Origin of the sequence: Streptomyces sp. NPDC057287 (assembly GCF_042667905.1) — a bacterium.
Lineage (GTDB): Bacteria > Actinomycetota > Actinomycetes > Streptomycetales > Streptomycetaceae > Streptomyces.
The window spans coordinates 363,562-387,759 of the sequence record NZ_JBHUYV010000007.1 but is presented as its reverse complement, the minus strand read 5'-3'; the positions used below and the strand labels follow the sequence as shown (position 1 = coordinate 387,759).

At 74.7% G+C, this 24,198-nt stretch carries 22 protein-coding genes; 8 read left to right on the top strand and 14 right to left on the bottom strand.

Going from position 1 to position 24,198, the window contains the following annotated elements; all coding sequences use genetic code 11:
• The first annotated feature begins 173 nt into the window (after positions 1–173).
• Genes ACFUNE_RS16920 through ACFUNE_RS16890 form a run of 7 tightly spaced genes read left to right on the top strand, consistent with a single transcriptional unit; the run spans position 174 to position 8,092 of the window.
• Entirely contained in the window at positions 174–1,364 is a 1,191-nt protein-coding gene (locus ACFUNE_RS16920) for an ADP-ribosylglycohydrolase family protein (RefSeq protein ID WP_383567743.1), read from the top strand.
• Entirely contained in the window at positions 1,361–2,686 is a 1,326-nt protein-coding gene (locus ACFUNE_RS16915) for an ADP-ribosylglycohydrolase family protein (protein WP_383567741.1), read from the top strand. The genes ACFUNE_RS16920 and ACFUNE_RS16915 overlap by 4 nt, the downstream gene beginning before the upstream one ends.
• Positions 2,622–3,818, top strand: a complete 1,197-nt coding sequence (locus tag ACFUNE_RS16910) for an ADP-ribosylglycohydrolase family protein (RefSeq protein ID WP_383567738.1) — start codon at positions 2,622–2,624, stop codon at positions 3,816–3,818. The genes ACFUNE_RS16915 and ACFUNE_RS16910 overlap by 65 nt, the downstream gene beginning before the upstream one ends.
• A complete protein-coding gene (locus ACFUNE_RS16905; RefSeq protein ID WP_383567735.1) occupies positions 3,815–5,182 on the top strand; it encodes an ADP-ribosylglycohydrolase family protein in 1,368 nt (455 codons plus the stop codon). The genes ACFUNE_RS16910 and ACFUNE_RS16905 overlap by 4 nt, the downstream gene beginning before the upstream one ends.
• Positions 5,179–6,063: a ribokinase gene (gene rbsK, locus ACFUNE_RS16900; RefSeq protein ID WP_383567732.1), complete on the top strand. Its 885-nt coding sequence runs from the start codon at positions 5,179–5,181 to the stop codon at positions 6,061–6,063. The genes ACFUNE_RS16905 and rbsK overlap by 4 nt, the downstream gene beginning before the upstream one ends.
• Entirely contained in the window at positions 6,060–7,277 is a 1,218-nt protein-coding gene (locus tag ACFUNE_RS16895; RefSeq protein ID WP_383567729.1) for a CaiB/BaiF CoA transferase family protein, read from the top strand. Before rbsK ends, ACFUNE_RS16895 begins: the two co-directional genes overlap by 4 nt.
• Positions 7,274–8,092, top strand: coding sequence for an HpcH/HpaI aldolase/citrate lyase family protein (locus ACFUNE_RS16890; RefSeq protein WP_383567726.1), 819 nt, complete (start codon positions 7,274–7,276; stop codon positions 8,090–8,092). The genes ACFUNE_RS16895 and ACFUNE_RS16890 overlap by 4 nt, the downstream gene beginning before the upstream one ends.
• 70 nt (positions 8,093–8,162) lie before the next feature.
• On the opposite strand, the gene lgt is transcribed toward ACFUNE_RS16890, so the two are convergent.
• The 11 genes from lgt to hisI form a co-directional block, all read right to left on the bottom strand.
• Entirely contained in the window at positions 8,163–9,125 is a 963-nt protein-coding gene (lgt, locus tag ACFUNE_RS16885) for a prolipoprotein diacylglyceryl transferase (RefSeq protein WP_383567723.1), read from the bottom strand.
• A 106-nt stretch (positions 9,126–9,231) separates the two neighbouring features.
• Positions 9,232–10,056: a thioredoxin domain-containing protein gene (locus ACFUNE_RS16880; protein ID WP_383567720.1), complete on the bottom strand. Its 825-nt coding sequence runs from the start codon at positions 10,054–10,056 to the stop codon at positions 9,232–9,234.
• Between the two features lie 75 nt (positions 10,057–10,131).
• Entirely contained in the window at positions 10,132–10,944 is an 813-nt protein-coding gene (gene trpA, locus ACFUNE_RS16875) for a tryptophan synthase subunit alpha (protein WP_383567717.1), read from the bottom strand.
• Positions 10,941–12,221, bottom strand: coding sequence for a tryptophan synthase subunit beta (trpB, locus tag ACFUNE_RS16870; protein ID WP_383567714.1), 1,281 nt, complete (start codon positions 12,219–12,221; stop codon positions 10,941–10,943). Before trpB ends, trpA begins: the two co-directional genes overlap by 4 nt.
• Positions 12,222–12,357: 136 nt before the next feature.
• Complete coding sequence (gene trpM / locus ACFUNE_RS16865) at positions 12,358–12,546, bottom strand: tryptophan biosynthesis modulator TrpM (protein ID WP_107103173.1); 189 nt, start codon at positions 12,544–12,546, stop codon at positions 12,358–12,360.
• Positions 12,547–12,581: 35 nt separating this feature from the next.
• Complete coding sequence (trpC, locus tag ACFUNE_RS16860) at positions 12,582–13,391, bottom strand: indole-3-glycerol phosphate synthase TrpC (protein ID WP_383567711.1); 810 nt, start codon at positions 13,389–13,391, stop codon at positions 12,582–12,584.
• A gap of 113 nt (positions 13,392–13,504) precedes the next feature.
• Complete coding sequence (locus ACFUNE_RS16855; protein WP_383567708.1) at positions 13,505–13,975, bottom strand: DUF2752 domain-containing protein; 471 nt, start codon at positions 13,973–13,975, stop codon at positions 13,505–13,507.
• 94 nt (positions 13,976–14,069) lie between these two features.
• Entirely contained in the window at positions 14,070–14,321 is a 252-nt protein-coding gene (locus ACFUNE_RS16850; protein WP_383567705.1) for an HGxxPAAW family protein, read from the bottom strand.
• Positions 14,322–14,415: 94 nt separating this feature from the next.
• A complete protein-coding gene (locus ACFUNE_RS16845) occupies positions 14,416–15,075 on the bottom strand; it encodes a TIGR02234 family membrane protein (RefSeq protein WP_383567702.1) in 660 nt (219 codons plus the stop codon).
• 82 nt (positions 15,076–15,157) lie between these two features.
• Positions 15,158–16,651, bottom strand: a complete 1,494-nt coding sequence (locus ACFUNE_RS16840) for an anthranilate synthase component I (protein WP_383567699.1) — start codon at positions 16,649–16,651, stop codon at positions 15,158–15,160.
• Between the two features lie 11 nt (positions 16,652–16,662).
• Entirely contained in the window at positions 16,663–17,043 is a 381-nt protein-coding gene (hisI, locus tag ACFUNE_RS16835) for a phosphoribosyl-AMP cyclohydrolase (protein WP_383567696.1), read from the bottom strand.
• An 85-nt stretch (positions 17,044–17,128) separates the two neighbouring features.
• Between hisI and ACFUNE_RS16830 the strand changes: the two genes are divergently transcribed.
• Positions 17,129–17,761 carry a TIGR03085 family metal-binding protein gene (locus tag ACFUNE_RS16830; protein WP_383567693.1) on the top strand — a complete coding sequence of 211 codons (633 nt, stop codon included), beginning with the start codon at positions 17,129–17,131 and terminating at the stop codon, positions 17,759–17,761.
• 67 nt (positions 17,762–17,828) lie between these two features.
• On the opposite strand, the gene ACFUNE_RS16825 is transcribed toward ACFUNE_RS16830, so the two are convergent.
• The 3 genes from ACFUNE_RS16825 to ACFUNE_RS16815 all read right to left on the bottom strand — a co-directional run bounded on the left by ACFUNE_RS16825 (position 17,829) and on the right by ACFUNE_RS16815 (position 24,089).
• Positions 17,829–19,430, bottom strand: a complete 1,602-nt coding sequence (locus tag ACFUNE_RS16825) for a cation acetate symporter (RefSeq protein WP_383567689.1) — start codon at positions 19,428–19,430, stop codon at positions 17,829–17,831.
• Positions 19,431–19,819: 389 nt separating this feature from the next.
• Positions 19,820–21,160, bottom strand: coding sequence for a PucR family transcriptional regulator (locus ACFUNE_RS16820; protein WP_383567686.1), 1,341 nt, complete (start codon positions 21,158–21,160; stop codon positions 19,820–19,822).
• Positions 21,161–21,287: 127 nt separating this feature from the next.
• Complete coding sequence (locus ACFUNE_RS16815) at positions 21,288–24,089, bottom strand: AAA family ATPase (protein WP_383567684.1); 2,802 nt, start codon at positions 24,087–24,089, stop codon at positions 21,288–21,290.
• Positions 24,090–24,198: the final 109 nt, after the last annotated feature.

The window sequence follows — 24,198 nt, the reverse complement described above, 5'->3', positions numbered from 1 at the left end:
ATGGTCGAAAGTACGCACGAAAAACCGCTCCCGCCAGCAAGGAAGGCCGAACTTACCTGGCGTGGGAGCGTCACCCGGCCGGACGATTTGTACGAAATACACGCCTCTCTTCGCCGCGAGCGGGGAAACCTCGCACATCCGGTTGTTCCGGGTGGGAGCGAAGGGTCGGGACGATGGAGCTCATGGCGGACGGCACGGCGGCGGGCACGGGCGACCGGGCGCGGGGGGCGTTGCTGGGACTCGCGGTGGGGGACGCCCTCGGCGCCCCGGCGGAGAACATGCGCCCTTCCGAGATCCGCCGCCGCTGGGGCCGAATCGAGGGCTTCGTCAGCGACGATCCGGCGGGGACCGACGACACCGAGTACGCGATCTTCTCCGGGCTGCTGCTGGCCAGGCACGGTTCGGCACTCACCGTCTCGCATGTCGAACGGGCCTGGCACCACTGGATCGCCGATCTGGACGAGGGCCCCTTCCGGGGAGCCGGTTTCAGCGAGCGCGGCACGCTGGAGAACCTGCGCCGCGGTCTGGCCGCCCCGATCTCGGCCCAGCACCGGCACGCCTGGAGCGACGGTCTCGCCATGCGGGCGGCGCCGTTCGGGGTCTTCGCCGCGGGCCGGCCCGCGGAGGCCGCCCGCCTGGTCGCGGTGGACGGGCGGGTCAGCCACGACGGCGAGGGCATCTACGGCGGGCAGGCGGTGGCGGCGGGGGTGGCGGCCGCGATGGTGGGGGCGGGGCTGGCCTCCGTGATCGCCGCCGCGCTCTCGGTCGTGCCCATGGACTCCTGGACGGCCCGCTCCCTGCGCCGCGCGGTCTCCGCGGCGCAGCGCCCGTACCCGGACCGGCTGACGGCGGAACGTGCGGTGCGCTCGGCGGTGGTGATCGGCGGCTACCCGTGGACGGACCTGGCGCCGGAGGCGGTGGGACTGGCCTTCGGCGCCCTCACGGCGGCGCGCGGCGACTTCCGTACGGCGGTGCTCACGGCGGTGAACATGGGCCGGGACGCCGACACCACCGCGGCGGTCGCGGGGGCGCTGGCCGGTGCCCTGCACGGGGCTTCGGCGATCCCCCGGGACTGGGCGGAGGCGATCGGCCCGGTGCGCGGCAGCTGTCTGCCGTCGATGCGGGGCTACCACGTCCTGGACATCGCGGAGCTGTTGACCCCGGACGACGGGGAGGATCCGCCGGGTCCGGCGGCGCCGGCGGGCCGGGAGCCCGCCGGCGTCGCGCCCGGTGCGCCGCGGCACGAGATGCCCGGTGCCCCGTCCGGCGGGCAGCCGTCCGGGGCACAGCCACCCGCCCGGCACACACCCGTCGCCACCGGGTCCGGCACCGGGGGCCCCGGCACCCGGCAGGACGCCCGGTGACCGGCGACCGGCGCGCCTCCCGCGGCGCGTCCACCGCACCGGCGGACTCCGCCCCGCACGTCGCCATCCGGATCACCGCCGAACCCGCGGCCGGGGACGGCACCCGGGGCCGCGACGCTCCGGACAGGCAGGCCAGGATCGAGGGGCTGCTCCTCGGACTGGCGGCCGGCGACGCCGCCGGGTGGCCGGCCGCGCGGCACCGGGCGGCGCGGATGCCCGAGTGGACGAGGCGGCTCACCCGGGAGCTGGACACCTTCGCGGAGCAGAACGCGACGACGACGCTCCCCGTGCCGATCGCGCTCAACCAGCCGCCGGAACCACTGCGGCTCGGCCCGTCCGACGACGCCGAGTGGGCCGCGTTCGCCGCACGCACGGTGCTGTCGGCGGCCGCCGACCACGCGCCGGACCTCTCCCCCGGCCACCGGATGCGGGACGCGGTCGACCGGGCGTGGAACGCGCTGGCCGCGAAGGTCGCCGCCGCGAGCGCCCGGGCGCCCGAGGTGGAGTCGGCCGTCCTCCCGCTCCGGGCCCGGATCTCCGTGCGGGCCGGGCTCGGCAACCTCGCCGCGGGGCTGCGCCCGCCCGCCACCGGCCACGACAATCCGCACTACTTCGACGACGCCGCCTGCGTGCGGGCCGCCGTCCTCGCGGTCGTGCACCCAGGTGACCCGGATGCCGCGGCCGAGCTCGCCGAGTTCGACGCCCGGTACACCCAGGACGGTGACGGGGTGCACGGCGCGCGCGCCGTCGCCGCCGCGGTCTCCGAGGCGCTCGCCGGCGCGGACGTCGACACGGCGGTGAACGCCGCGCTCCGCCAGTTGCCGGACGGCACCGAGATCGCCCGCAACGCCGCCCACGCCGTGCGGCTGGCCAGGGAGTTCGCCGGCGAGACGGCGGGTGCCTTCGCGCTCGTCCCCGTGCTGGAGCATCAGATCGTCGACCACGTCTACAGCTACGGGATCGCCGCGGCCGAGACCGTGCCGGTGGCCCTCGCCCTGGCGACCGCGGCACGGGGCGATCTCACGCAGGCGGTCCCGGCCGCGGCCTGCCTCTCACGGGTCGCGGATTCCGCGCCGGCCCTGGCGGGGGCGCTGACCGGTGCGCTGGGCGGTTCGGTCACCGTGCCGGCGGGCTGGCGGGAGGCCTGCCGCACGCTGGCCGGGTGCGCGCTGCCCCGGCTCGCCGGGACGGATCTGATCGAACTCGCCGGGCTGCTCGCAGCCACGGAACCCGCCACCCCGGGTGGACAATTCCGGCATGGCACTCAAAACACCCGAACCGCTCGCGGCCGGCACGACCACCACGACACTCACCCTGGATGAACGCATCGCCGGAGCGCTCGTCGGCGCGGCCGTGGGGGACGCCCTCGGCGGCCCCGTCGAGGGCTGGACGCCCGAGCAGATCGCGGAGCGCCACGGCGGCCGGGTGACCGGCATCGTCGGCCCCTGGTACGGCGACGACTGGCGCACCGCACGCCCCATCGCCCCGTACCACAAGGGCGACGGGCACGTCACCGACGACACCCTGATGACCCATGCGCTGGTCCGGGTCTACGAGACCGTACGCGGCCACCTCGACGCCTACTCGGTCGCCGACCACCTCGTACCTGACCTGATGTCACGGCCCCGCTGGATCCCGGAGCTGGAGGCCGAGGCACTCCCCCTGCAGCGGATCTTCCTCGCCGAGAAGTGGATCGTCACCCGGCTGCACTACGGGCACGCCGACCCCCGTGAGGCGGGGTCGGGGAACGTCGTCAACTGCGGGGCCGCGATGTACATGGCTCCGGTCGGCCTGGTGAACGCCGCCCACCCGGAGGCCGCGTACGCGGAGGCGCTGGACGTCGCGGGGGCGCACCAGTCCTCGTACGGAAGGGAGGCGGCGGGGGTGCTGGCGGCCGCCGTCGCCGCCGCGTGCACCCCGGGCGCCACCCCCGCCTCCGTCGTCGGGACCGCTCTGGCGTCGTCCAAGGACGGCACCCGGTCGGCGATCGAGTCGGTGTGCGAAGTGGCGGGCCGCTACGACGACTTCGAGTCCGCGCTGGTGCCGCTGCGCGCCGCGGTGGCCCCGTTCGACACGGTGGGCCCCCACTACCGCGACCCCTCGCTGGGCGCCCGGCGGCCGTCCCGGCTGCACTCCATCGAGGAGCTGCCGATCGCGCTCGGCATGCTGCTCGTCGGCGGCGGCGACTACCGCCGCACCGTGCTCGGCGCGGTCAACTACGGCCGTGACTGCGACTCGATCGCCACGATGAGCGGAGCGCTCGCCGGGGCGCTCCACGGCGAGCAGGCCATCCCCGCCGACTGGGTGAAGACGGTCGCCGAGGCCAGCCGCCTCGATCTGCACGCCCCGGCGCGGGCCCTGGCGGAGGTCGCCCGCGAGGTCTTCGCACGGGACACCGCGCGGCGGCGCACGCACGAGGCGGCGTTCGCCGAGCTGGCGGGCGGGGGCCGGTGACCGTCCGCCTGACCTGGGTGCAGCCCGAGGACCTGGTGGGCCACGAGCTGCGCCAGGCCGCGCAGGACGGCCGGGACGCCGGGGACATCGGACAGCGCTGGTACGCGGCGGGCGGCGCGCCGGCCCCCGACCGCGCCGGGGCCTCGCAGCCGGCCGCCCCCGCCAGGCTCCGCGCACTCGCGGAGCGTCTCCTGGACGAACTCGATTCCCTGGAGAGCCCGTTGCAGGGGGACGAGCCGACGGACCTGCCCGCGATCCGGGCCGCCTGCCCGCGGTGGCCGACACCGCCCGGCGCTCCGGTGTCCCTCGACAGCGACCGTCTGCACGCGGCCTGGCTGGGCCGGGCCGCCGGCTGCCTGCTCGGCAAGCCGGTCGAGAAGCTGCCGCTGGCCGGCATCCGCGCCCTGGCCCGCGCCACCGGGAACTGGCCGCTCACCACCTGGTTCACCGCCCGGGGGGTGCCGGCCGGCCTGGCCGCCGCCCACCCCTGGAACCGCCGCTCGGCGCCCACCTCCCTCGCGGAGAACATCGACGGGATGCCGGAGGACGACGACCTCAACTTCCCGTTGCTGACCGTGCTGCTGCTCCAGAGACACGGACAGGACTTCAGCACGTCGGACCTGGCCGGACTCTGGCTGGACGAACTCCCGGCGGGCCGCGTCTTCACCGCAGAACGCGTCGCGTACCGCAATCTGCTCGACGGGATCGAGCCGCCCGCCACGGCCCGCCGGCGCAACCCGTTCCGGGAGTGGATCGGCGCCCAGATCCGGGCCGACGTCCACGGCTGGACGCACCCGGGCGACCCGGGCGCCGCCGCCGCGCAGGCCCACCGGGACGCGGTCCTCACCCACACGGCCAACGGGGTGTACGGGGCGATGTTCACCGCCGCCGCCCTCGCCGAGGCCGCGGGCGGCGAGACGGACGTGCACGGGTGCCTCGCGGCGGGCCTGCGTGTGGTGCCGCCCCGGTCCCGGTACGCGCACGCGGTGCGGCTCGGCATCCGGACGGCCCGCGCGGAACGGGACTTCGACACGGTCGTGGACCGGCTCCACGACACCTACGGATCGACCCACCACTGGGTGCACGTCCTGCCCAACGCGGCGCTGCTCGCCGCCGCCCTCACCCACGCGGAGGGGGACTTCTCACGCTCCATCGGCTGCGCGGTGTCCGGCGGCTGGGACACCGACTCCAACGGCGCGACGGCCGGCTCTCTCGCGGGCCTGCTGGCCGGGCGGGCCGCCGCGCTGCCCGACCGCTGGACCGCGCCCCTCAAGAACCGACTCGCCACCTCTGTCGCCGGCCTCGGCCCGATCGGCTTCGACACCCTCGCGGAACTGACCTATCAGGAGGTACGCCGCCCATGACAGCGATCGCGGTGCTCGGCAGCACCAACATGGACCTGGTCGCCTACGTCGCCCGGGCACCCGGGCGCGGGGAGACCGTCACCGGACGGGAGTTCAGGACCGTCCCCGGCGGCAAGGGCGCCAACCAGGCGGTCGCCGCGGCCCGCGCGGGCGGCGAGGTCGTGATGATCGGCGCGGTCGGGACCGACGAGTACGGCTCGCTGCTCCGGACGAATCTGGAGCACGCCGGTGTGGACACGGACCTGCTGCACACCGTCGCGGGGCCCAGCGGCACCGCCCACATCGTCGTCGACGACGAGGGAGCCAACGCGATCGTGGTGATTCCCGGCGCGAACGGCACGGTGACCGCGCTCGGACCGGGCGAGCAGGCGGCCGTCGCCGCGGCCGGCCTGCTGCTCCTCCAGCTGGAACTCCCGCTGTCGGCGGTGACCGAGGCGGCGCGTACGGCGAAGGCCCGCGGGGTGCGGACGATCCTCACCCCCTCCCCCGCGCAGCCGCTGCCGTCCGGACTCCTGGACGCCGTCGACCTGCTGATCCCCAACGAGCACGAGGCCGCCCTGCTGACCGGGCAGGAGGAACCGCACGCGGCCGCACAGCTCCTGCTCCGGCAGGTCCCCGAGGTCGTGATCACGCTCGGCGGGAGGGGCTGCCTGTACGCGGCCCGGGGCGGCGAGGCGGTCCTCTTCCCGGCCCCCGAGGTCACCGCCGTCGACACGACCGGCGCCGGTGACACCTTCGTCGGCACGCTCGCCGTGGCGCTCGGCGAGGGCCGGTCCGTACCCGAGGCGCTGGCCTGGGCGTCCTCGGCGGCGGCTCTCTGCGTACAGAGACCCGGTGCCTCGACGTCCATGCCCTACCGCAGCGAGATCGATGCCGCATGAGCACTCCCGCGACGACTCCCACGGCCCCGGCGGCTCCGCTCGCCGGCCTGCGGGTCCTGGACCTCGCCACCCTGTTTGCCGGGCCGCTCGCGGCCACCATGCTCGGCGACTTCGGGGCCGAGGTCATCAAGGTCGAGCACCCCCGCAAGCCCGATCCCTCCCGGGGACACGGCCCTTCGAAGGACGGGATCGGCCTGTGGTGGAAGCTGCTCGGCCGCAACAAGCGCACGCTGACCCTGGACCTGTCCTCCCCGGGCGGCCGGGACGTACTGCTGCGGCTGGCCGCGGAGACCGATGTGATCATCGAGAACTTCCGGCCCGGCACACTGGAGCGCTGGGGGCTGGGCTGGGAGGAGCTGCGGGCCGTCAACCCGCGGCTGGTGCTGACCCGGGTCACGGGCTTCGGCCAGTCGGGCCCGTACGCGCACCGGCCCGGCTTCGGCACGCTCGCGGAGGCGATGAGCGGCTTCGCCGCCGTCACCGGGGAGCCGGACGGGCCGCCGACCCTCCCGCCGTTCGGGCTCGCCGACTCGATCGCGGCGCTCGCCACGGCGTACGCGGTGATGACGGCGCTGGCCGGACGCGACCGGACCGGGGGCGGGCAGGTGGTGGACATGGCGATCATCGAGCCGATCCTGACCGTGCTGGGACCGCAGCCGCTCTGGTACGACCAGCTCGGATACGTCCAGCCGCGGACCGGCAACCGCTCCCGCAACAACGCTCCCCGCAACACCTACCGGACCGCGGACGGCCACTGGGTCGCCGTCTCGACCTCCGCCCAGTCGGTCGCGGAGCGCGTGATGCGGCTGGTGGGCCGCCCCGAGCTGATCGAGGAGCCGTGGTTCTCCGCCGGGAGCACCCGGGCCGAGCACGCCGACGAACTGGACGAGGCCGTCGGCCACTGGATCGCCCGCCGCACCCGTGAGGAGGCGGTGGACGCCTTCGAGAAGGCCGAGGCGGCGATCGCCCCCATCCAGGACGTACGCGACGTGATGGAGGACCCCCAGTACAGGGCCCTGGGCACGATCACCGAGGTCGACGACCCCGAGCTGGGGCCGCTGCGGATGCAGAACGTGCTCTTCCGGCTCTCGGAGACTCCGGGGGCGATCCGCTGGGCCGGGAGGCCGCACGGGGCGGACACCGAGGAGATCCTGACGGAGCTCGGCCTCTCCGCGCCGGCGATCGCGGCGCTGCGGGACGAGGGCGCGCTGTGACCGGCCGGCCGGTGGCGCTGACCTGGCTGTACGTCCCCGGGGACCGGCCCGAGGTGGTCCGCAAGGCGCTCGGCTCGGGCGCGGACGTGGTGATCGTCGACCTGGAGGACGCGGTCGCCCCGGACCGCAAGGGGTACGCGCGGTCGGCGACGGCCGAGCTCCTCTCGGATCCGGTCACGGCGAACCCGATGGCGGTGCCGGTCCACGTCCGGGTGCACAGCGAGGGCGACGTGAAGGCGCTGGTGGGGCTGCCGGGGCTGTCCGGGATGCGGCTCCCCAAGATCACCCATGCGGCGTCGGTGCACCACGTCGCGGCTCTGGCGCCAGGGGTGCCGCTGTATCCGCTGCTGGAGTCGGCGCTGGCGATCGAGCACGCGTACTCGATCGCCGGGGCGCATCACGCCGTACGGGGGGTCGCGCTGGGCGAGGCGGATCTCCGTGCGGATCTGGGGGTGCGGGACGATGCCGGGCTCGACTGGCCGCGCAGCCGTGTGGTGATCGCCGCGCGGGCGGCCGGACTCGACCCGCCCGTGATGTCGGTGTACCCCGATGTCCGTGACCTGTCCGGGCTGCGGTCGTCGTGCGCGCACGGGCGGGATCTCGGTCTGCTCGGCCGGGCGGCGATCCATCCGCGGCAGCTGCCGGTCATCGAGCGCGCGTTCCGTCCCACGGCGCGCGAGGTCGAGGCGGCGGAGCAGATCATGGAGGCGTCCCGGACCGGGGCGGGGGCTCAGGCCCTGCCGGACGGGAGGTTCGTGGACGCGGCGGTGGTGGCGACCGCGCAGCGCACGCTCTCGCTGGCCGGCCGCCGCTGAGGCCCGCGCCCACGCGAAGGGGCCGCCGGACCTCTGTGGTCCTGCGGCCCCTTCGGCGGTCTGCGGGATGTCAGCTCCGGTCGGCCTTCTGCGGGCTCTCGTCGGCTTCCGGTGCCTCTGCCCCGGGGGCGATGTCGCCCGTGGGGCCGGAGTCCTCGTCGGCGGGGTCGGAGTCCTCGCCGTCGGGGGCGGCCTTCTCGGCGTCGCCCTTCGCGCCCTCGGCGGCGGGCTCGACGGTCTCCTCGCGGCCGGGGCGCACCTTCGCCGAGATCACGATGTACGTCACGGCGAGCACGAACACGACGATCGCGGTCCATACGTTGAGCCGCAGGCCCAGCACGTGGTGCGCCTCGTCGACACGCATGTACTCGATCCATCCGCGGCCGGCGCAGTAGGCCGCGACGTAGAGCGCGAAGGCCCGGCCGTGTCCCAGCTTGAAGCGGCGGTCCGCCCAGATGACCAGGAGTGCCACGCCGACGCACCACAGCGACTCGTACAGGAAGGTCGGGTGGTAGGTGCCCGCGACCCGGTTGGTGCCCTCGCTGATCTTCAGCGCCCAGGGCACATCGGTCGGCTTGCCGTAGAGCTCCTGGTTGAACCAGTTGCCCCAGCGGCCGATCGCCTGGGCGAAGGCGATGCCGGGGGCCAGCGCGTCCGCCCAGGCCGGGAGCGGGATTCCGCGCCGGCGGCAGCCGATCCAGGCGCCGACCGCGCCGAGGGCGATCGCACCCCAGATACCGAGGCCGCCCTCCCAGATCTTGAAGGCGTCCACCCAGTTCTCACCGTCGCTGAAGTACAGCTGGTAGTCGGTGATGACGTGGTAGAGCCTGCCGCCGACCAGGCCGAAGGGCACGGCCCAGACGGCGATGTCGGCGACGGTGCCGGCTTTGCCGCCCCTGGCGATCCAGCGCTTGTTGCCGAACCAGACGGCGACGAAGACACCGATGATGATGCAGAACGCGTAGCCGCGGAGCGGGATCGGGCCGAGCTCGATCACGCCGGTCGACGGGCTGGGAATGAAGGCAAGGTTCATGACGGGGTCGACGCTACCCTGCCGGACGGGACGTACGGCAAGCCGTCCGGCAACTTCTGGGTAACGGGACCCCCCGCGGAGCACCCGCCGGGGTCTTCCGCCCGGCCTAGGACGCCGACGGTGTGGCCCCGACGGTGCCCGGCTTCTTGCCCTTGTTCGCCTCCGCCACCCACTTCTTGATGTTGGCCTCGGAGATCTGCTCGTTCCCCTTCTTCGGGAAGATCGACTCACCGTTGAGGAGGGCCGTGGGGGTCCCCTGGAAGCCGCCCTCGCCGAACGCCTTGTTGGACTTCTCCACCCAGCTGTCGTGCGTGCCGTCCTCCACGCAGCTGCGGAAGGCGGGGGTGTCCAGGCCGTCCACCTTGCCGGCCAGCTCGATCAGCCTGCTGTTCTTGCCGAAGGCGTCGTCGGTCTCGGCGGGCTGGTTCCGGTAGAGGACGTCGTGGTACGGGGCGAACCTGCCGACGTCCTGGGCGCAGGCGGCCGCGTTGGCCGCGCGCAGGGAGCCGCTGCCGCCGAGATTGCCGTCGATGATGGTGGCCAGGTGGTACTCCACCTTGAGCTGCCCGCTGTCCGTGAGCTCCGTGAACGTGTCGCGGAAGGCGTTCTCGAACTGGGCGCAGACCGGGCAGCGGAAGTCCTCCCAGATCGTGAGCGTGGACGGTGCGTCGTCGGCCCCGACCTGGAGGGCGAGGCCGTCCTCCCCCATCGCCCCGGACGGGGTGACGGCGGGTCCGGCCTCGCTGTCCTTGTCGTTCTTCCCGGCGTTGGCGGCGATCACGCCGATCACGGCGGCGAGCGCCAGCACCCCCACCACGGCGGTCGCGACGATCAGCGTGCGGCGGCGGCGCTCGCGCGCCCGGTCCTGCTCACGCTGCTGGACGAGCCGGTCGCGCGCGGCTCTGCTTCGGTCTCGGTTCTTCTCGCTCACACCGCGCAAACGAACCGGGGAGGCGCGTGAGCGCCTCCCCGGTCCCAGGTCCACCCGTACGGATGACGACGGCTGTCAGCGCTTTCGAACGCCTTCGGCCAGTTCGCTCGCCAGGGCGCGGACGGCGGCGAGACCGGCGGCCTCGTCGGGCGCGTCCAGCATCCGCTTGACGAAGGCGGAACCGACGATCACCCCGTCGGCGAAGCCGGCGACCTCCCGGGCGTGCTCGGCGGTGGAGACGCCGATGCCCACGCAGACGGGCAGGTCCGTGGTGGCCTTGGTGCGCCGCACCAGGTCCTGGGCCTGCTCGCCGACCGACTCGCGGGTGCCGGTGACGCCCATCAGGGAGGCGGCGTACACGAATCCGGAGCCTGCCGCGGTGATCGTGGCGAGGCGTGCGTCCTGGCTGCTCGGGGCGACGACGAAGACTGTGGCGAGAGAGTGCTTCTCGGCGTGCTCCCTCCACAGCCCCGACTCCTGGACCGGGAGGTCGGGCAGGATGCACCCGGCGCCGCCCGCGTCGGCGAGCTCGGCGGTGAAGCGCTCCACGCCGTACCGGTCGATCGGGTTCCAGTACGTCATGACGAGGATCGGCGCGCCGGTGGCCTCGTGCGTCTCGCGGACCGTGCGCATGATGTCGGCGATCCTGACCCCGCCGCGCAGCGCGATGTCGTCGGCGGTCTGGATGACCGGTCCGTCGAGCACCGGGTCGCTGTGCGGGAGGCCCACCTCGATGACGTCGGCGCCGCCGGCGACGGCCGCCTTGACCGCCTCGATGCCGCCGTCGACGGTCGGGAAGCCGCCGGGCAGGTAGGCGATGAGCGCCGCCCGGTCCTCGGATGCCGCCCGGGCCAGCGTCGATTCGAGAAGCTCTCGGTTGCCGCTCACTTGGTGACCTCTTCCTCTCCGTCGGCCACGTCGGCCTCCACGACGGCGTCGGCGCCGTCGTACAGCCCGAAGTAGCGTGCCGCCGTGTCCATGTCCTTGTCGCCGCGGCCGGACAGGTTGATCAGGATCAGTCCGTCCTCACCGAGCTCCCGTCCGACCTCCAGGGCCCCGGCCAGCGCGTGCGCGCTCTCGATGGCCGGGATGATCCCCTCGGTGCGGGAGAGGAGGCGGAGCGCCTGCATCGCGGCGTCGTCGGTGACCGCGCGGTACTCGCCGCGGCCGACGTCCTTGAGATAGGCGTGCTCCGGGCCGATGCCCGGGTAGTCGAGCCCGGCGGAGATGGAGTAGGGCTCGGTGATCTGACCCTCGTCGTCCTGGAGGACGTAACTGCGCGAGCCGTGAAGGATGCCGGGCTCACCCGCGGTCAGGGTCGCCGCGTGCTCGCCGGTCTCCACGCCGTGGCCGGCCGGTTCGCAGCCGATCAGGCGGACGCCCTCGTCGGGGATGAAGGCGTGGAAGAGGCCGATGGCGTTGGATCCGCCGCCGACACAGGCGACCGCGGCGTCCGGCAGCCGGCCGGTGCGCTCCAGGATCTGGCGGCGGGCCTCGACACCGATCACCCGGTGGAAGTCGCGGACCATCGCCGGGAAGGGGTGCGGCCCGGCGACCGTGCCGAAGAGGTAGTGGGTGCGGTCCACGTTGGCGACCCAGTCGCGGAACGCCTCGTTGATGGCGTCCTTGAGGGTCCTGGAGCCGGACTTCACGGCGACGACCTCGGCGCCGAGCATCCGCATCCGCGCCACGTTCAGCGCCTGCCGCTCGGTGTCGATCTCACCCATGTAGATGGTGCACTCGAGACCGAAGAGGGCGCAGGCGGTCGCGGTGGCGACGCCGTGCTGGCCCGCCCCCGTCTCCGCGATGATGCGGGTCTTGCCCATGCGCTTGGTGAGGAGGGCCTGGCCGAGCACGTTGTTGATCTTGTGCGAGCCGGTGTGGTTGAGGTCCTCGCGCTTGAGGAAGACGCGCGCGCCCCCCGCGTGCTCCGCGAACCGCGCGACCTCGGTGAGCGCGCTGGGGCGGCCCGTGTAGTCGACCATGAGGTGGTTGAGCTCGACGGCGAAGGCCGGGTCCGCCTTGGCCTTGTCGTACTCGACGGCCACCTCGTCCACGGCGGCGACGAGCGCCTCCGGGATGAACTTGCCGCCGTAGGCGCCGAAGTAGCCCTCGGCGCTGGGGATCAGACCCTCGGGGTCCGGAATGAAGAAGTCGGACGACATGCGATGTGCTCCTCGAATCGCAACGGGTGATGTCACCGTATGCGCCGTGGGCGGAGCGCCACGCCGACCGGTGGACGGTCGGTGCGGTGGGGCGTGCGGATCCCCCTGTACGGCGGGGGGCGACGGCCGGGGCTCGCTACGGCGCGGACCCCGTGCGCCATCGCATGCCGTTGACCTGTCCGGGCTCGTCGCCGATCACGTACCGCACGCGCCGGCCGTGCACACGCCGGGCGGGAGCGCGGCAGCCGCGGGGGCGGCAACCGCGCGCCAGCGGCGCGTGCGGGTCCCGGGCGCTCGCCCCGGCGGGGCGCAGGCCCGGCCGGATGCGGGTGGCGGGACGGTCGGCGGGCACGGGTGGGTTCAGCCCCGTCCGTGCCGGAGCGCCGGGTGGGCGCCCGCGGCGACCAGGTCGGCGACGGCTGCCCGCGGGTCGCGGCCGGTGACCAGGGACTCGCCGACGAGCACGGAGTCCGCGCCGGCGTTGGCGTAGGCGATGAGGTCGTGCGGTCCGCGGACACCGGACTCGGCGACCTTGACGATGTGGTCCGGGATCTCGGGGGCGACGCGTTCGAAGACCGAACGGTCGACCTTGAGGTCCTTCAGGTTGCGCGCGTTGATACCGATGATCTTCGCTCCGGCGTCCACCGCGCGCTCGGCCTCCTCCTCGTCGTGCACCTCGACGAGCGGCGTCAGGCCGATCGACTCGGCGCGCTCGATCAGCGAGACCAGGGCCTCCTGGTCGAGGGCGGCGACGATCAGCAGGGCGAGGTCGGCGCCGTAGGCCCGTGCCTCCCACAGCTGGTACGAGGTGACGATGAAGTCCTTGCGCAGGACCGGGATGTCGACCTTGGCGCGGACGGCCTCCAGGTCGGCGAGCGAGCCGCCGAAGCGGCGCTCCTCGGTGAGCACCGAGATGACGGATGCCCCGCCGGCCTCGTAGTCCGCGGCGAGCGCGGCCGGGTCGGCGATGGCGGCAAGGGCCCCCTTGGAGGGGCTGGAGCGCTTGACCTCGCAGATGACGGTCACACCCTCGCCGCGCAGGGCGGCGACTCCGTCCTTGGCCTGGGGAGCGCGCGCGGCGCGTTCCTTGAGCTCGTCGAGGCTGACACGCGCCTGCCGCTCCGCGAGGTCGGCGCGAACGCCGTCAATGATCTCGTCGAGCACACTCACGCGAGCGGCCCCCTTCCGAAGCGGTGGTGGGAACAGGATCAGCCATCTCGATGGTATCCGCAGGAAGGCTCAGGGCTCGCATCCGGCGGCCTCGCGTCCCACTCCCTGGTCATTCACGGCGCCAGCGCCGAGCCGAACGGAAGGTTCCTGACCACGGAGAACACCAGCAGAACCGCGCCGACGGCCCACCAGTGGACCGGCGCGAGACCGATCCGCATCGGCCTGCCCCGGCTCGCGCGGACCGTCCACAGCAGCCAGACCGCGGCGAAGACGGCGTAGCCGACGACGGCCAGGGCGTTGGCGCCGAGCGCGGTGGTGAGGTCGCCGTGGGCGAAGGCGTACGCGCTGCGGAGGCCGCCGCAGCCGGGGCAGAACACCCCGGTGAACCGGAGCATGGGGCAGACCGGGTAGTGACCGGGCTCGTTCGGGTCGACCGCGGCGACGTAGCCGAAGGCTCCGACGACGGCGGCCATGACCCCGGCGGGGACGGCGAGCCGGCGGAACAGGGAGGCCCGGGCGGGGGCCGGCGGAGGCCCGGGCACGGGGCCGGGGGCGGGGGCTGCGGGAGAGGCTGAGGCGTCCACGCGGTGATTGTCCCCGCTGACGCGGAGAGGCGCAGCCCGGTCCGGGCTGCGCCTCGCGTCGTGTCCTGGGGCCGGCACCTGCCGGCGGACCGCCTCAGGCCGTGATCTGGGCCTGGGAGGCGCGGGCCCTGGCGGCCGCCATCTCGTCGGACTCCTTCGGCATGCCGAGACCGGCCACCTTCATGGCGAGACCGACGACACCTCCGAGGAGGACGACGACGATGCCGGCCCAGAAGCCGAGCGTGTTCGCCGCGACCATGAAGAGGCCCGCGATGCAGAAGCCGATGAAGGAGATGATGACACCGGTCCAGGCGGCCGGGGTGTGTCCGTGGCTGCTGCCCGCCATGAGTTGCTCCTTGTTGGTGTTGCGCTGAGGGTGTCGCTGTGGGGAAGGCCCGCTGCCATTGTCCCGTACGCGCCGGTGGACGTGAGGCTGGGGGTCACGCGTCGCGCGTCGGGTCCTCGCCGCGGTCCAGGGCCTTCCACAGTTCCTCGGGCCGCTCGGGGTCCGGGGCGGTGCGGGGGGCCTTGCGGGGGCGCGGGGTGCCGTCGCGTTCGTACCGCCCCGACATCGCGGGCCAGCGCCTGCCGTAGCGCAGGGCGAGCAGCCCGGCGAGCAGGATCAGCAGGCCGCCGGCCGCGGTGACGTAGGGCCACGCGGTGTGGGTGAGGGCGTCGACGGTGGCCGAGGTGTTGCCCGTGGTCTGCGCGGCCTGTTCGTCCAGGGCCGCGCTGTCCGAGGCGCCCGCCCAGGCGCTCAGTCCGGCGCCGAGGCCGCTGAGGGCCAGCAGGCCTGCGACGACCAGCCGTCCGCCGCCGCGGACGGCGAAGACGGCGACGAGGGCGGCCAGGCCGACGACGGCCAGGGCCGCCGGGAGGCCGGTGACGTCCTCGCCGTCGGCGCTGAGCGGCAGGATGCCGCCGCCGACGGCCGCCTTGCCCTGGGCCCAGGTCTGTCCCGAGGCGAGGAGTACGACGGTGGCACCGGCCGCCCCGAGGAGCAGGCCGGCGGCCAGACTTCGGCGGCTCCCCGCGCTGTCGGGCGCGGTGGCGGCTCGGGAACGGGGCTGGGGTACGGGTACGGCGCTCACGGACCCCACTATCCCCTACCGGCCAGGACCGGCCGGCGAAAGGGGGCGGTCGGGAGGCCCCCGAGGCGCCGGGACCGGCGTGAGACCCGTCTCAGTGGGCCCCGAGGCGGTTCGCCGTGTGCACGGCGCGCAGGACCGCGGCGGCCTTGTTGCGGCACTCGGTGTCCTCGGCGACCGGGTCGGAGTCCGCGACGATGCCCGCGCCCGCCTGGACGTAGGCCGTGCCGTCGCGGAGCAGGGCGGTCCGGATGGCGATGGCGGTGTCGGAGTCCCCGGCGAAGTCGAGGTAGCCGACGCATCCGCCGTACAGGCCGCGGCGGGTGGGTTCGAGCTCCTCGATGATCTGCAGGGCGCGGGGCTTGGGCGCCCCCGACAGGGTGCCCGCGGGGAAGCACGCGGTGAGGACGTCGAAGGCGCTGCGGCCCTCGGCGACGCGTCCGGTGACGGTGGAGACGATGTGCATCACGTGCGAGTACCGCTCGACCGACATGAAGTCGACGACCTCGACGCTGCCGGGCGCGCAGACCCGACCCAGGTCGTTGCGGCCGAGGTCGACGAGCATCAGGTGCTCGGCGCGTTCCTTCGGGTCGGCGAGGAGCTCGTCGGCGAGCGCCTGGTCCTCCTGCGGGGTGGCGCCGCGGTGCCGGGTGCCGGCGATCGGGTGGACCATCGCCCGGCCGTCCTCGACCTTGACGAGCGCCTCGGGGCTGGAGCCGACGACGTCGAACCCGTCGAAGCGGAAGAGGTACATGTACGGCGACGGGTTGGTGGCCCGCAGGACCCGGTAGACGTCCAGCGCACTCGCCGTGCACGGCGTCTCGAAGCGCTGGGAGGGGACGACCTGGAAGGCCTCGCCTGCCCTGATGCGCTCCTTGACGTCCTCGACGGCGTCCATGAAGGCCTGGCCGCCCCAGAGGGCGGTGTAGGGCGGGAGCTCGGAGGGCGGCAGCGCGGCGGGGGCGTTCTCCACCGGGCGGGACAGGTCGCGCTCCATGGCGTCGAGCCGGGCGACCGCGTCCGCGTACGCCTCGTCGACCCCGGTGTCCAGGTCGTTGTGGTTGATCGCGTTGGCGATCAGCAGGACGGTGCCGTTCCCGTGGTCGAGCACGGCGAGGTCCGAGGTGAGCAGCATCGTCAGCTCGGGGAGCTTCAGGTCGTCGCCGCCGTGCTCGGTGATCCGCTCCAGCCGGCGCACGACGTCGTAGCCGAGATAGCCGACCATGCCGCCGGTGAACGGGGGCAGGCCGTCGTCGGCGACGAGGTCGCGGGGGGTGTGCAGGGTCTCGACCGTGGCCCGCAGCGCCTGCAGCGGGTCCCCGTCCACGGGGACGCCGACGGGCGGGGTGCCGAGCCAGTGGGCCTGTCCGTCGAGGGCGGTCAGGGTGGCGGCGCTGCGCACCCCGATGAAGGAGTAGCGGGACCAGGTGCGGCCGTTCTCCGCGGATTCGAGGAGGAACGTGCCGGTGCGTTCGGCCGCGAGCTTGCGGTAGAGGCCGACCGGGGTGTCGCCGTCCGCGAGGAGCCGGCGGCTGACGGGGATGACGCGCCGGTCGACGGCGAGCTTGCGGAAGGTCTCGAGATCCATGGCGGCTGACCTTATCGGGGCGCGGTGAGCGGGAGGACGTCCTTGTCGAAGCAGGTGCGGGCCCCGGTGTGGCAGGCGGCACCCGTCTGGTCGACCTTCACCAGGACGGTGTCGGCGTCGCAGTCCAGGGCGACGGACCTGACGTGCTGGACGTGGCCGGAGGTGTCGCCCTTGACCCAGTACTCCTGGCGGCTGCGGGACCAGTAGGTGCAGCGGCCGGTGGTGAGGGTGCGGTGCAGCGCCTCGTCGTCCATCCAGCCGAGCATGAGCACCTCGCCCGTGTCGTACTGCTGGGCGATGGCCGGGACGAGTCCGTCGGGGCCGCGCTTGAGGCGGGCGGCGAGTGCCGGGTCGAGATTGCTGGCGGGCGTGGAGCCGGGCGTGCTGGTCATGAGCCCCATTGTGCCGCGCCGGGCCGTGCCGTCCGGTCGTGCGTCCACTGGGCGGACCGGGGGCGGCGGTCGTACGCTGGCGGGCATGTCGACCCATGCGAAGCGTGAACGTCTTCTGCTCGCCGACCTGTTGGAAGCGGCGGGCCCCGAGGCCCAGACCCTGTGCAACGGCTGGAAGACCCGTGACCTGGCCGCCCATGTCGTGGTGCGTGAACGCCGTGCGGACGCCGCGGGCGGGATCATGCTGGGCGTGCTGAAGAACCGGCTGGAGCGGGTGCAGGCCGAATTCGCCGCCAAGCCGTACGAGGAGCTGATCCAGCTCATCCGTACGGGGCCGCCGCGGATGTCGCCCTTCGGGCTGAAGCAGCTGGACGAGGCGGCGAACACCGTCGAGTTCTTCATCCACGCGGAGGACGTGCGCCGGGCCCAGCCCGACTGGTCGCAGCGTGACCTCGATCCGGTCTTCGCCGATGTGCTGTGGTCGCGCACCGAGAAGACGGCCCGGATGCTGGGCCGCCGGGCTCCGGTGGGTCTGGTGCTGCGGCGCCCGGACGGCCAGACGGCGGTGGCCCACAAGGGCACCCCGGTGGTGACGGTCACCGGGGAGCCGGGCGAGCTGCTGCTGTTCGCGGCGGGGCGGCAGGACGCGGCGCGGGTGGAGCTGGACGGCGACAAGGACGCGCTGGCCAGGCTGCACACGGCGGAGCTCGGCCTGTAGCCGGCGCGCCGCGGCCCGTGGCGCGCCCGGGGCGGGCCGAACGCGCCCGGCCTTTCGGCCGGCCCGTTCAGGCGCCGTCGCGGGCGCGTACGGGCGCCCAGCGGGCCCGGTGGCGGTGCCGCTCGTCCGGTGCGGCGTCCCGGTGCCGGCCGGATCCCAGTACGCCGAGGAGGAAGCCGGCCGGGATCGTGACGATGCCCGGGGTCTGGAGCGGGAACACATCGAAGTCCCACTCCGGGAAGAGGGCGACGGGCGTGCCGGAGAACGCCGGTGACAGGACCATCAGGATCCCGATCAGCGGCAGCGTCCCGTACACGGTCCACCGCACCCCGCGGGCGTCGAAACGCGTGCGGAACAGGGCGTACAGCAGGACGGGCGGCAGGATCGAGGCCGCGGCGGCGAACGACAGGGAGAGCAGCACCTGGGGGTTGCGGTCGTGCGTGTACGCCGAGAGGAGCACGGCGAGCGCCCCGATCCCGGCGACGGCCCAGCGGGCGTGCCGGATCTCCCTGCTGGAGGCCTTGCCCTCGCCCTGTGCGCCCGACTTCAGCGTGAAGTCGCGGGCCACGGACGATGCGGCGGCCAGGGTGATCCCGGCGACCGCGGCCAGTGTCGTCGCGAACGCGGCGCAGGCGACGAGTGCGAACAGCGGACTGTCCCGCGGCCCGGCCGCGGCGGGGTCCAGGGCGCTGGTCACCATCAGGAGGGCGGTGCCGCCGGCCGGATCCGCGGCGTGCAGCAGGTCCCGGCCGATCAGGGCGGACGCGCCGAGTCCGACGACGACGATGCCGACGCACAGCAGGGCGACGGGGGTCACGGCCCAGACACCGGCCCGGCGGGCGGTCCAGGCGTCGCGGATCGGGTGGAGCCGCATCATGATGTGGGGCATGCACGCGGCACCAAGGACGAGGGTGATCTGGAAGCCGATCAGGTCGAGCCCGCCGGCGAGTCCGTGGCCGAACTGCAGGCCGGGACGGGCGTAGTCGCCGCCGGCCTTGCTCCCCGCCTGCGCGGCGTCGAAGAGGGCGAAGGGCGACCAGTCGAAACGGGCGAGGACCAGCCCCGCCAGCAGGGTGACGGCCCCGAGGACGACGGCCACCTTGAGGATCTGGATGTAGCCGGTGCCGCGCATCCCGCCGAACGCCGAGTAGCAGACCATCAGCGCGCCGCTGGCGACGGTGCAGCCGGTGAGCGCGCCGTCGGGCAGTCCGAACATAGCGGTCATGACGCGGCCCGCGGTGGTGAGCTGCACGAGCAGCAGCGGGGCCAGCACGACGAGGGTCGCCACACCCAGCGCCCGGCGTACGGACCCGTCGCCGAGGCGGTCGGCGAGGAAGTCGCCCAGGGTGAACACACCCTTGCGGCGCAGGCGTTCGGCGAACAGGCGCATGACCAGGGCCAGTGAGACGACCGTGGCCAGGGCGAACAGCAGGCCGTCGAAGCCGGCCAGCGCGACGGAGCCGGTGGTGGAGAGCAGCGTGGCGGCGGAGACGTAGTCCCCGGCGATGGCCAGTCCGCCGCCGACGGGGCCGAGGGTGGCTCCGCCCGCGTAGAAGTGCTCCGGATCGTCCTGGTCGGCCGCGGCGAGTCCGCACAGCAGCAGGGACACGGCGACGAAGCCGAGGAAGATGACCACGGCCAGGGACCGGGCGTCGATCGCGCCGCTCACCGGGTTCGCTCCGCCGGTACGGCTCCGCAAGGGGCAGCTGAAGACATGCGCGTCATGGCACCAGCCGGGACGTGCGCGGCACAGGGGGCCGGGGCGGGGCGCGGCGCGGGTACAGCCCTCCCGGCGCAGAACTGTGCCCCCGCACAACAGCCTTCGGCCGGGGGGGGGGGACGGAACGTCCGCGGTGCCTTCGGGCGCCGGGCACGCGGGGCCCGTCCCCTCGCGCCTCGGGCCCGGCCGTGAGCAGCCGGATCTCCTCGGCGGCCACGGAAGCCGGGCCCCTCCGGGCGGGGCCGCCGTCCGGAGGGGGCCCCGTCCGGAGCGGGCCGCCGGACGGAGGGGGCCGCCGGACGGAGGGGGCCGCCGGACGGTCGGCGGCCGGGCAGGGCTCAGCCCGTCAGCAGCCGCCGCGCCGCGAGTGCCAGGGACACCTCGACCGCGTCCGACGGCCGCGTCAGGCAACGTCCCGTCAGCTGTTCGAAACGCCGCAGCCGGTTCAGGACCGTGTTGCGGTGGCAGTACAGCTTCGCCCCCGCCCGCTGGGCCGAGCCGTCCGAGTCGAGCCATGCGGTCAGCGTCTCGATGAGCACGTCCCGGTCCGCCGGGTCGAGCCGGTCCAGCGGCCCGAGGACGCGGTCGGCGAGCGCCGTCCCGAGGCCGGGCGAGGACACGACGAGCGCGGCGGGCAGGTGCTCGTCGAGCAGGACGGTGCCGCCGGAGGCGGGGCAGGCCTTCAGTGCCGTCTCGGCGAGGCGGCGCGCGTCCCCGACCGAGGCAAGCCCGTCGACCACGGAGCTGACGCCGACCCGGGTTCCCGGAGAGGCCGTCAGTTCCGCTGCGAGCGTACGGAGTTCACCGTCCGAGGTGGCCGATCCGGGGACGGCGGCCCCGTCCTCGCCCTCGCACCGCGGGTCCTCCTCGAGCGCGGCCGTCCCCAGCGGAAGGATCGCCAGCTCGACGTCGCCCGCCGAGTGCCAGAGCGCGGGCGTCCCCTCGGCCAGGTCCAGGGGCGGGCGCCCCGTCCCGTGCGGGGCGCGGCGGGCGCCGGCGACCGCGAGGACCGCGTACCGCCCGTGGACCGGCAGCCCCAGCATCGCCGCGGCGTCCGGCAGGTCCGCGATCCGGGCGGTGCCGTCCAGCAGGGCCGAGGTCATCAGGCGCTGCTGGTTCTCGCGGCGCCAGGAGAGCCGCCGCTCGGCCTGCCGGTACGCCTCGGCCACCACCGCGCAGTGCTCGTCGACGAAGTTCCAGACGTCCGCGGCGACATGGACGAGCAGCCGGGTGTCCTCGGGGTGCCGCCGGGCCGTGTCGTCGACCAGGTCCTGCCAGACCATCGCGCCGCCCATCCGGAAGGCGTGCATGACCGCGTCGAGGGGTACGCCCTGTTCGGCCCGGCTCTCGCCGATCCACCGGGAGGTGCGGTGGGCGGCCTCCCGGAACTCCCGGGGCTGGATGAGGGAGGCGACGTTGTGCCGCAGGGAGTGGTGGACCTCCTGCCAGATCTCCGCAGGCTCCTTCTCCATCGCGGCGCGGTAGGCGGGCTCCTGCTCCCGCAGCGCCTCGACCAGCCGGTCCGTGAGCTCCGGCAGCGCCTCCAGCAGCACACGGGCCGCCCGGTGGAGCACCGCAACGGCCTCGCGGTCGGCCAGGGAGCGGGCGCGGTGCGGCAACGGTGCTACGGGGGGCGGTCCGTGCAGCGCCCTGATCCGTGAACGTACGACCTGTGGCATGGCGGCCTCCACCGGGAATCGGCCGGCTGCGGTTGGGCCGGCCCCGGTGTGTGCCCGGCCCGGCATTGGGCGGGCGCACACCGATTGATCCTGACGGACGCAGAATGGCATACCGCCCGGTCGGTACCTAGAGGTCTGCGCGGTTCTTCTCATCACGGTCCTGCAACCTCGCCCCGCCCCCGCGGTCCAGCAGCCTGGCGAGCTCGGTCCGGGACCGTACGCCGAGCGCGGCGAAGACGTTGCGGAGATGGTGGTCCACGGTCCGCGGGCTCACCGAGAGACGCACCGCCACCTCGCGGTTGGTGGCCCCCTCGGCGACGCACCGGGCGATCCGCTGCTGCTGCGGTGTCAGTCCGGCAAGCGGGCCGGGACCGCTGCGGTCGGGCACGTCCACCGCCTCACCGGCGGCCCGCAGCTCCCCTCCCGCCCGGCCGGCCCAGACGCGGGCGGAGCAGCGCTCGAAGGCGACCAGGGCGTCGCGCAGCGGGCCGCGGGCCTCGCGGGTGCGGCGCAGACGGCGCAGCAGCTGGCCGTGGAGCAGCTGGGTGCGGGCACGCTCGAAGTCGCCGCCCGCACGGTCGTGGTGGGCCAGCGCCTCCTCGTACCACGCGGCCGCCTCCTCCGGCGGCGCGAGCAGGGCGCGGCAGCGGGCCAGCTGGGCGGGGACCTGGGGATCGGTCGTCCTGGCCGTCCACAGCGCGAACTCCTCCACGGCCACGGCGAGTTCGGCCGCAGCCTCCTCCGCGCGGCCGGAGAGCACCGCGGCCTCGACGTAGCACGGCACGGCGAGCATCCGGGTGGCGAAGTGCCCGGTTCCGGGGCCCGGCCTGACCAGCGGTCCGAGCCGGGCCGCCGCCTCACCGGGCCGTCCGGCCGCCAGGTCGGCTCGGGCGACCGCCCAGGTGGCGAGCATGGCCGCCTGGGCCAGGCCGTGCGGCCCCGCCCCGGCCAGCGCGGCGTCCGCGTGGGCGGCGCACGCCTCGGCGGGCCCCTCCACGGAGGCGGCCAGCGCGAGCACGGCGTGCAGATGGGTGGCGGAGTTCTGCTGCCCGGTGCGCCGGGCCGCGTGCAGCCCTTCCAGCGCGTGGGCCCGGGCCCTCGCGTGCTGCCCGGCGCGCAGTTCGGCGTACGCGAGCTGCTCCAGGGCGTGCGGCAGCAGGGCCTCGGGGCCCCGGGTGCGTACGACGGCGAGGGCGCGGGCGCCCGCGCGGCGGGCCGCGTCGACCTCACCGAGCACCAGGGCCGAGGCACCCGCCCGCAGGAGCTCGCCCGCGTCCTCGGCGCGGTCGGCGGAGTCGAGACAGCACCGCAGGAGGGCGTGGCCACGGTCGGGGTGCCCGGCGAGCACGGCGCACATCCCGGCGCGGTACTGCGCCATGGACCGGTCGGCCGCCTCGACGGGGATGCGGTTCATGGCGTCCAGGTACGCGATGGCGTCCCCCATGTCCCACGCCGCCTCCGCCGCGCCGAACAGGGCGTCCAGGGTGCGGCGCGGGTCGTGCGGGGCGAGCAGCTCCGCCGCGGTCAGGAGCGCCTCACGGGCGTCGGCCGCCGGTCCGTCGCGCAGGGCGAGCATGCCGCGTACGTAGGGCGCGGCGCCGCCGGCGAGGTGGGGCCCGACCCGGGCGAGCATGGCGCGGGCCCGGCCGGTGTCGCCCGCCAGCCGCGCCTGCTCGGCGGCGGCGGTGAACCGTGCGGCGCGCAGGGCGTCGTCGGTGGAGAGCGCGGCGGCGCGGGCCAGCGCGGCCGAGCGTTCGCCGTGGGGCCGGGGGGCGGTGGCCGCGGCTTCCAGCTGTCCGGCGAGGCCGGCGTCCGGCCCCGGCGCGGCGCAGGCTCGCTGGACGAGCGCGGCCAGGGGCGCCGGACCCGGACCTGTGAGGAGTCCGGCGAGCAGTTCGTGCACGGCCCTGCGGCGGCCCGGCGGCGCCCGGTGCAGGACCGCGCGGCGCAGCAGCGGATGGCTGAAGTGCACCCGGCTGCCGGCGCGCTGAAGGGCTCCGGCGGTGCCGGCGGGGGCGAACAGCACCCGGTCGAGATGGGCGGTGGCCAGCCCGGCCCGGGCCCCGGCCCGGAGCAGCAGGGCCGCGTCCGCCCCTGCACCGTCGGGTTCGTGCTCCTCCGCGGCCGCGGCCAGCAGGAGCAGGGTGTGGGTGTCGGGCGACAGCCCGTCCAGGTGCTCGGCGTGGGCGTCGAGGACGCTCTCGGCACCGGGCAGCGGATACGGCAGCGCGCTGCGTCCGGCGAGTTGCCCGGGGGTGAGCCGGCTGGCGAGTCCGGCCATGAGGCGCGGGTTCCCGGCCGCTTCGCGCAGGAGTTCGCTGCGTACGACGGGGTCGACGTCGGCCGTGCCGTCGGTGAGCCGGTCCAGCAGGGCGGTCGCCGCGTCGTCGTCGAGCGGGCCGAGGCGCAGGGCGGGCAGTCCGGCGAAGGCGGTCTCGTCGGCCGCGCCGATCACCACCGCGACCCGGCTGCCCGCGCCGAGTCTGCGGGCCGCGAAGCCGAGCGCGGCGCGGGAGTCGGGGTCCCAGGCGTGCGCGTCGTCCACGCAGACCAGCAGGGGCTGTTCGGCGCCCAGGCCCCGCAGCAGGCCGAGCAGCCCGCCCGGGGTGATCCCCGAGCGCAGGACGGTGTCGGGCGCCAGGGGCAGCGGGCCGGGCGCGGAGCAGAGCAGGGCGTGCAGCCCGCTGTAGGGCAGTCGCTGTTCGGTGGGGGCCGCGGCGGCGAACAGCACGGGACCGCCGTGTCCTCCGCGGTAGTGGGCGGCGGTCTGCCGCAGCAGGGCGCTGCGGCCGAGGCCGGGCGGCGAGGTCAGCACGAGCGCTCCGCCGTCCCCTGCCCGCAGCCGCCCCAACAGAGTTTCCAGGATGGCCAGTTCACCGCTGCGGCCGTACAGCCGGAGCGGACTGTGCACGGTCGTCGATGGGGTCACGCTCTCACGTTACTTCCGCGTAAACAGCGTCGGAAGGTTCGCGTCCGCTCCCTGTTCCAGGTCGGCCCGGAGCGGTGCGGGCTCCCAACGGAACGGCCTGCGCGCTGTG

Bases quoted from the DNA above. Each gene is read 5' to 3' on its own strand.
- ACFUNE_RS16850 (WP_383567705.1), bottom strand. From the start codon at position 14,321: ATGGCGGGCAGCAGCCACGGACACACCCCGGCCGCCTGGACCGGTGTC.
- lgt (WP_383567723.1), bottom strand. From the start codon at position 9,125: ATGAACCTTGCCTTCATTCCCAGCCCGTCGACCGGCGTGATCGAGCTC.
- rbsK (WP_383567732.1), top strand. From the start codon at position 5,179: ATGACAGCGATCGCGGTGCTCGGCAGCACCAACATGGACCTGGTCGCC.
- trpB (WP_383567714.1), bottom strand. From the start codon at position 12,221: ATGTCGTCCGACTTCTTCATTCCGGACCCCGAGGGTCTGATCCCCAGC.
- ACFUNE_RS16830 (WP_383567693.1), top strand. From the start codon at position 17,129: ATGTCGACCCATGCGAAGCGTGAACGTCTTCTGCTCGCCGACCTGTTG.
- ACFUNE_RS16895 (WP_383567729.1), top strand. From the start codon at position 6,060: ATGAGCACTCCCGCGACGACTCCCACGGCCCCGGCGGCTCCGCTCGCC.
- ACFUNE_RS16920 (WP_383567743.1), top strand. From the start codon at position 174: ATGGAGCTCATGGCGGACGGCACGGCGGCGGGCACGGGCGACCGGGCG.
- ACFUNE_RS16820 (WP_383567686.1), bottom strand. From the start codon at position 21,160: ATGCCACAGGTCGTACGTTCACGGATCAGGGCGCTGCACGGACCGCCC.
- ACFUNE_RS16840 (WP_383567699.1), bottom strand. From the start codon at position 16,651: ATGGATCTCGAGACCTTCCGCAAGCTCGCCGTCGACCGGCGCGTCATC.
- ACFUNE_RS16910 (WP_383567738.1), top strand. From the start codon at position 2,622: ATGGCACTCAAAACACCCGAACCGCTCGCGGCCGGCACGACCACCACG.
- hisI (WP_383567696.1), bottom strand. From the start codon at position 17,043: ATGACCAGCACGCCCGGCTCCACGCCCGCCAGCAATCTCGACCCGGCA.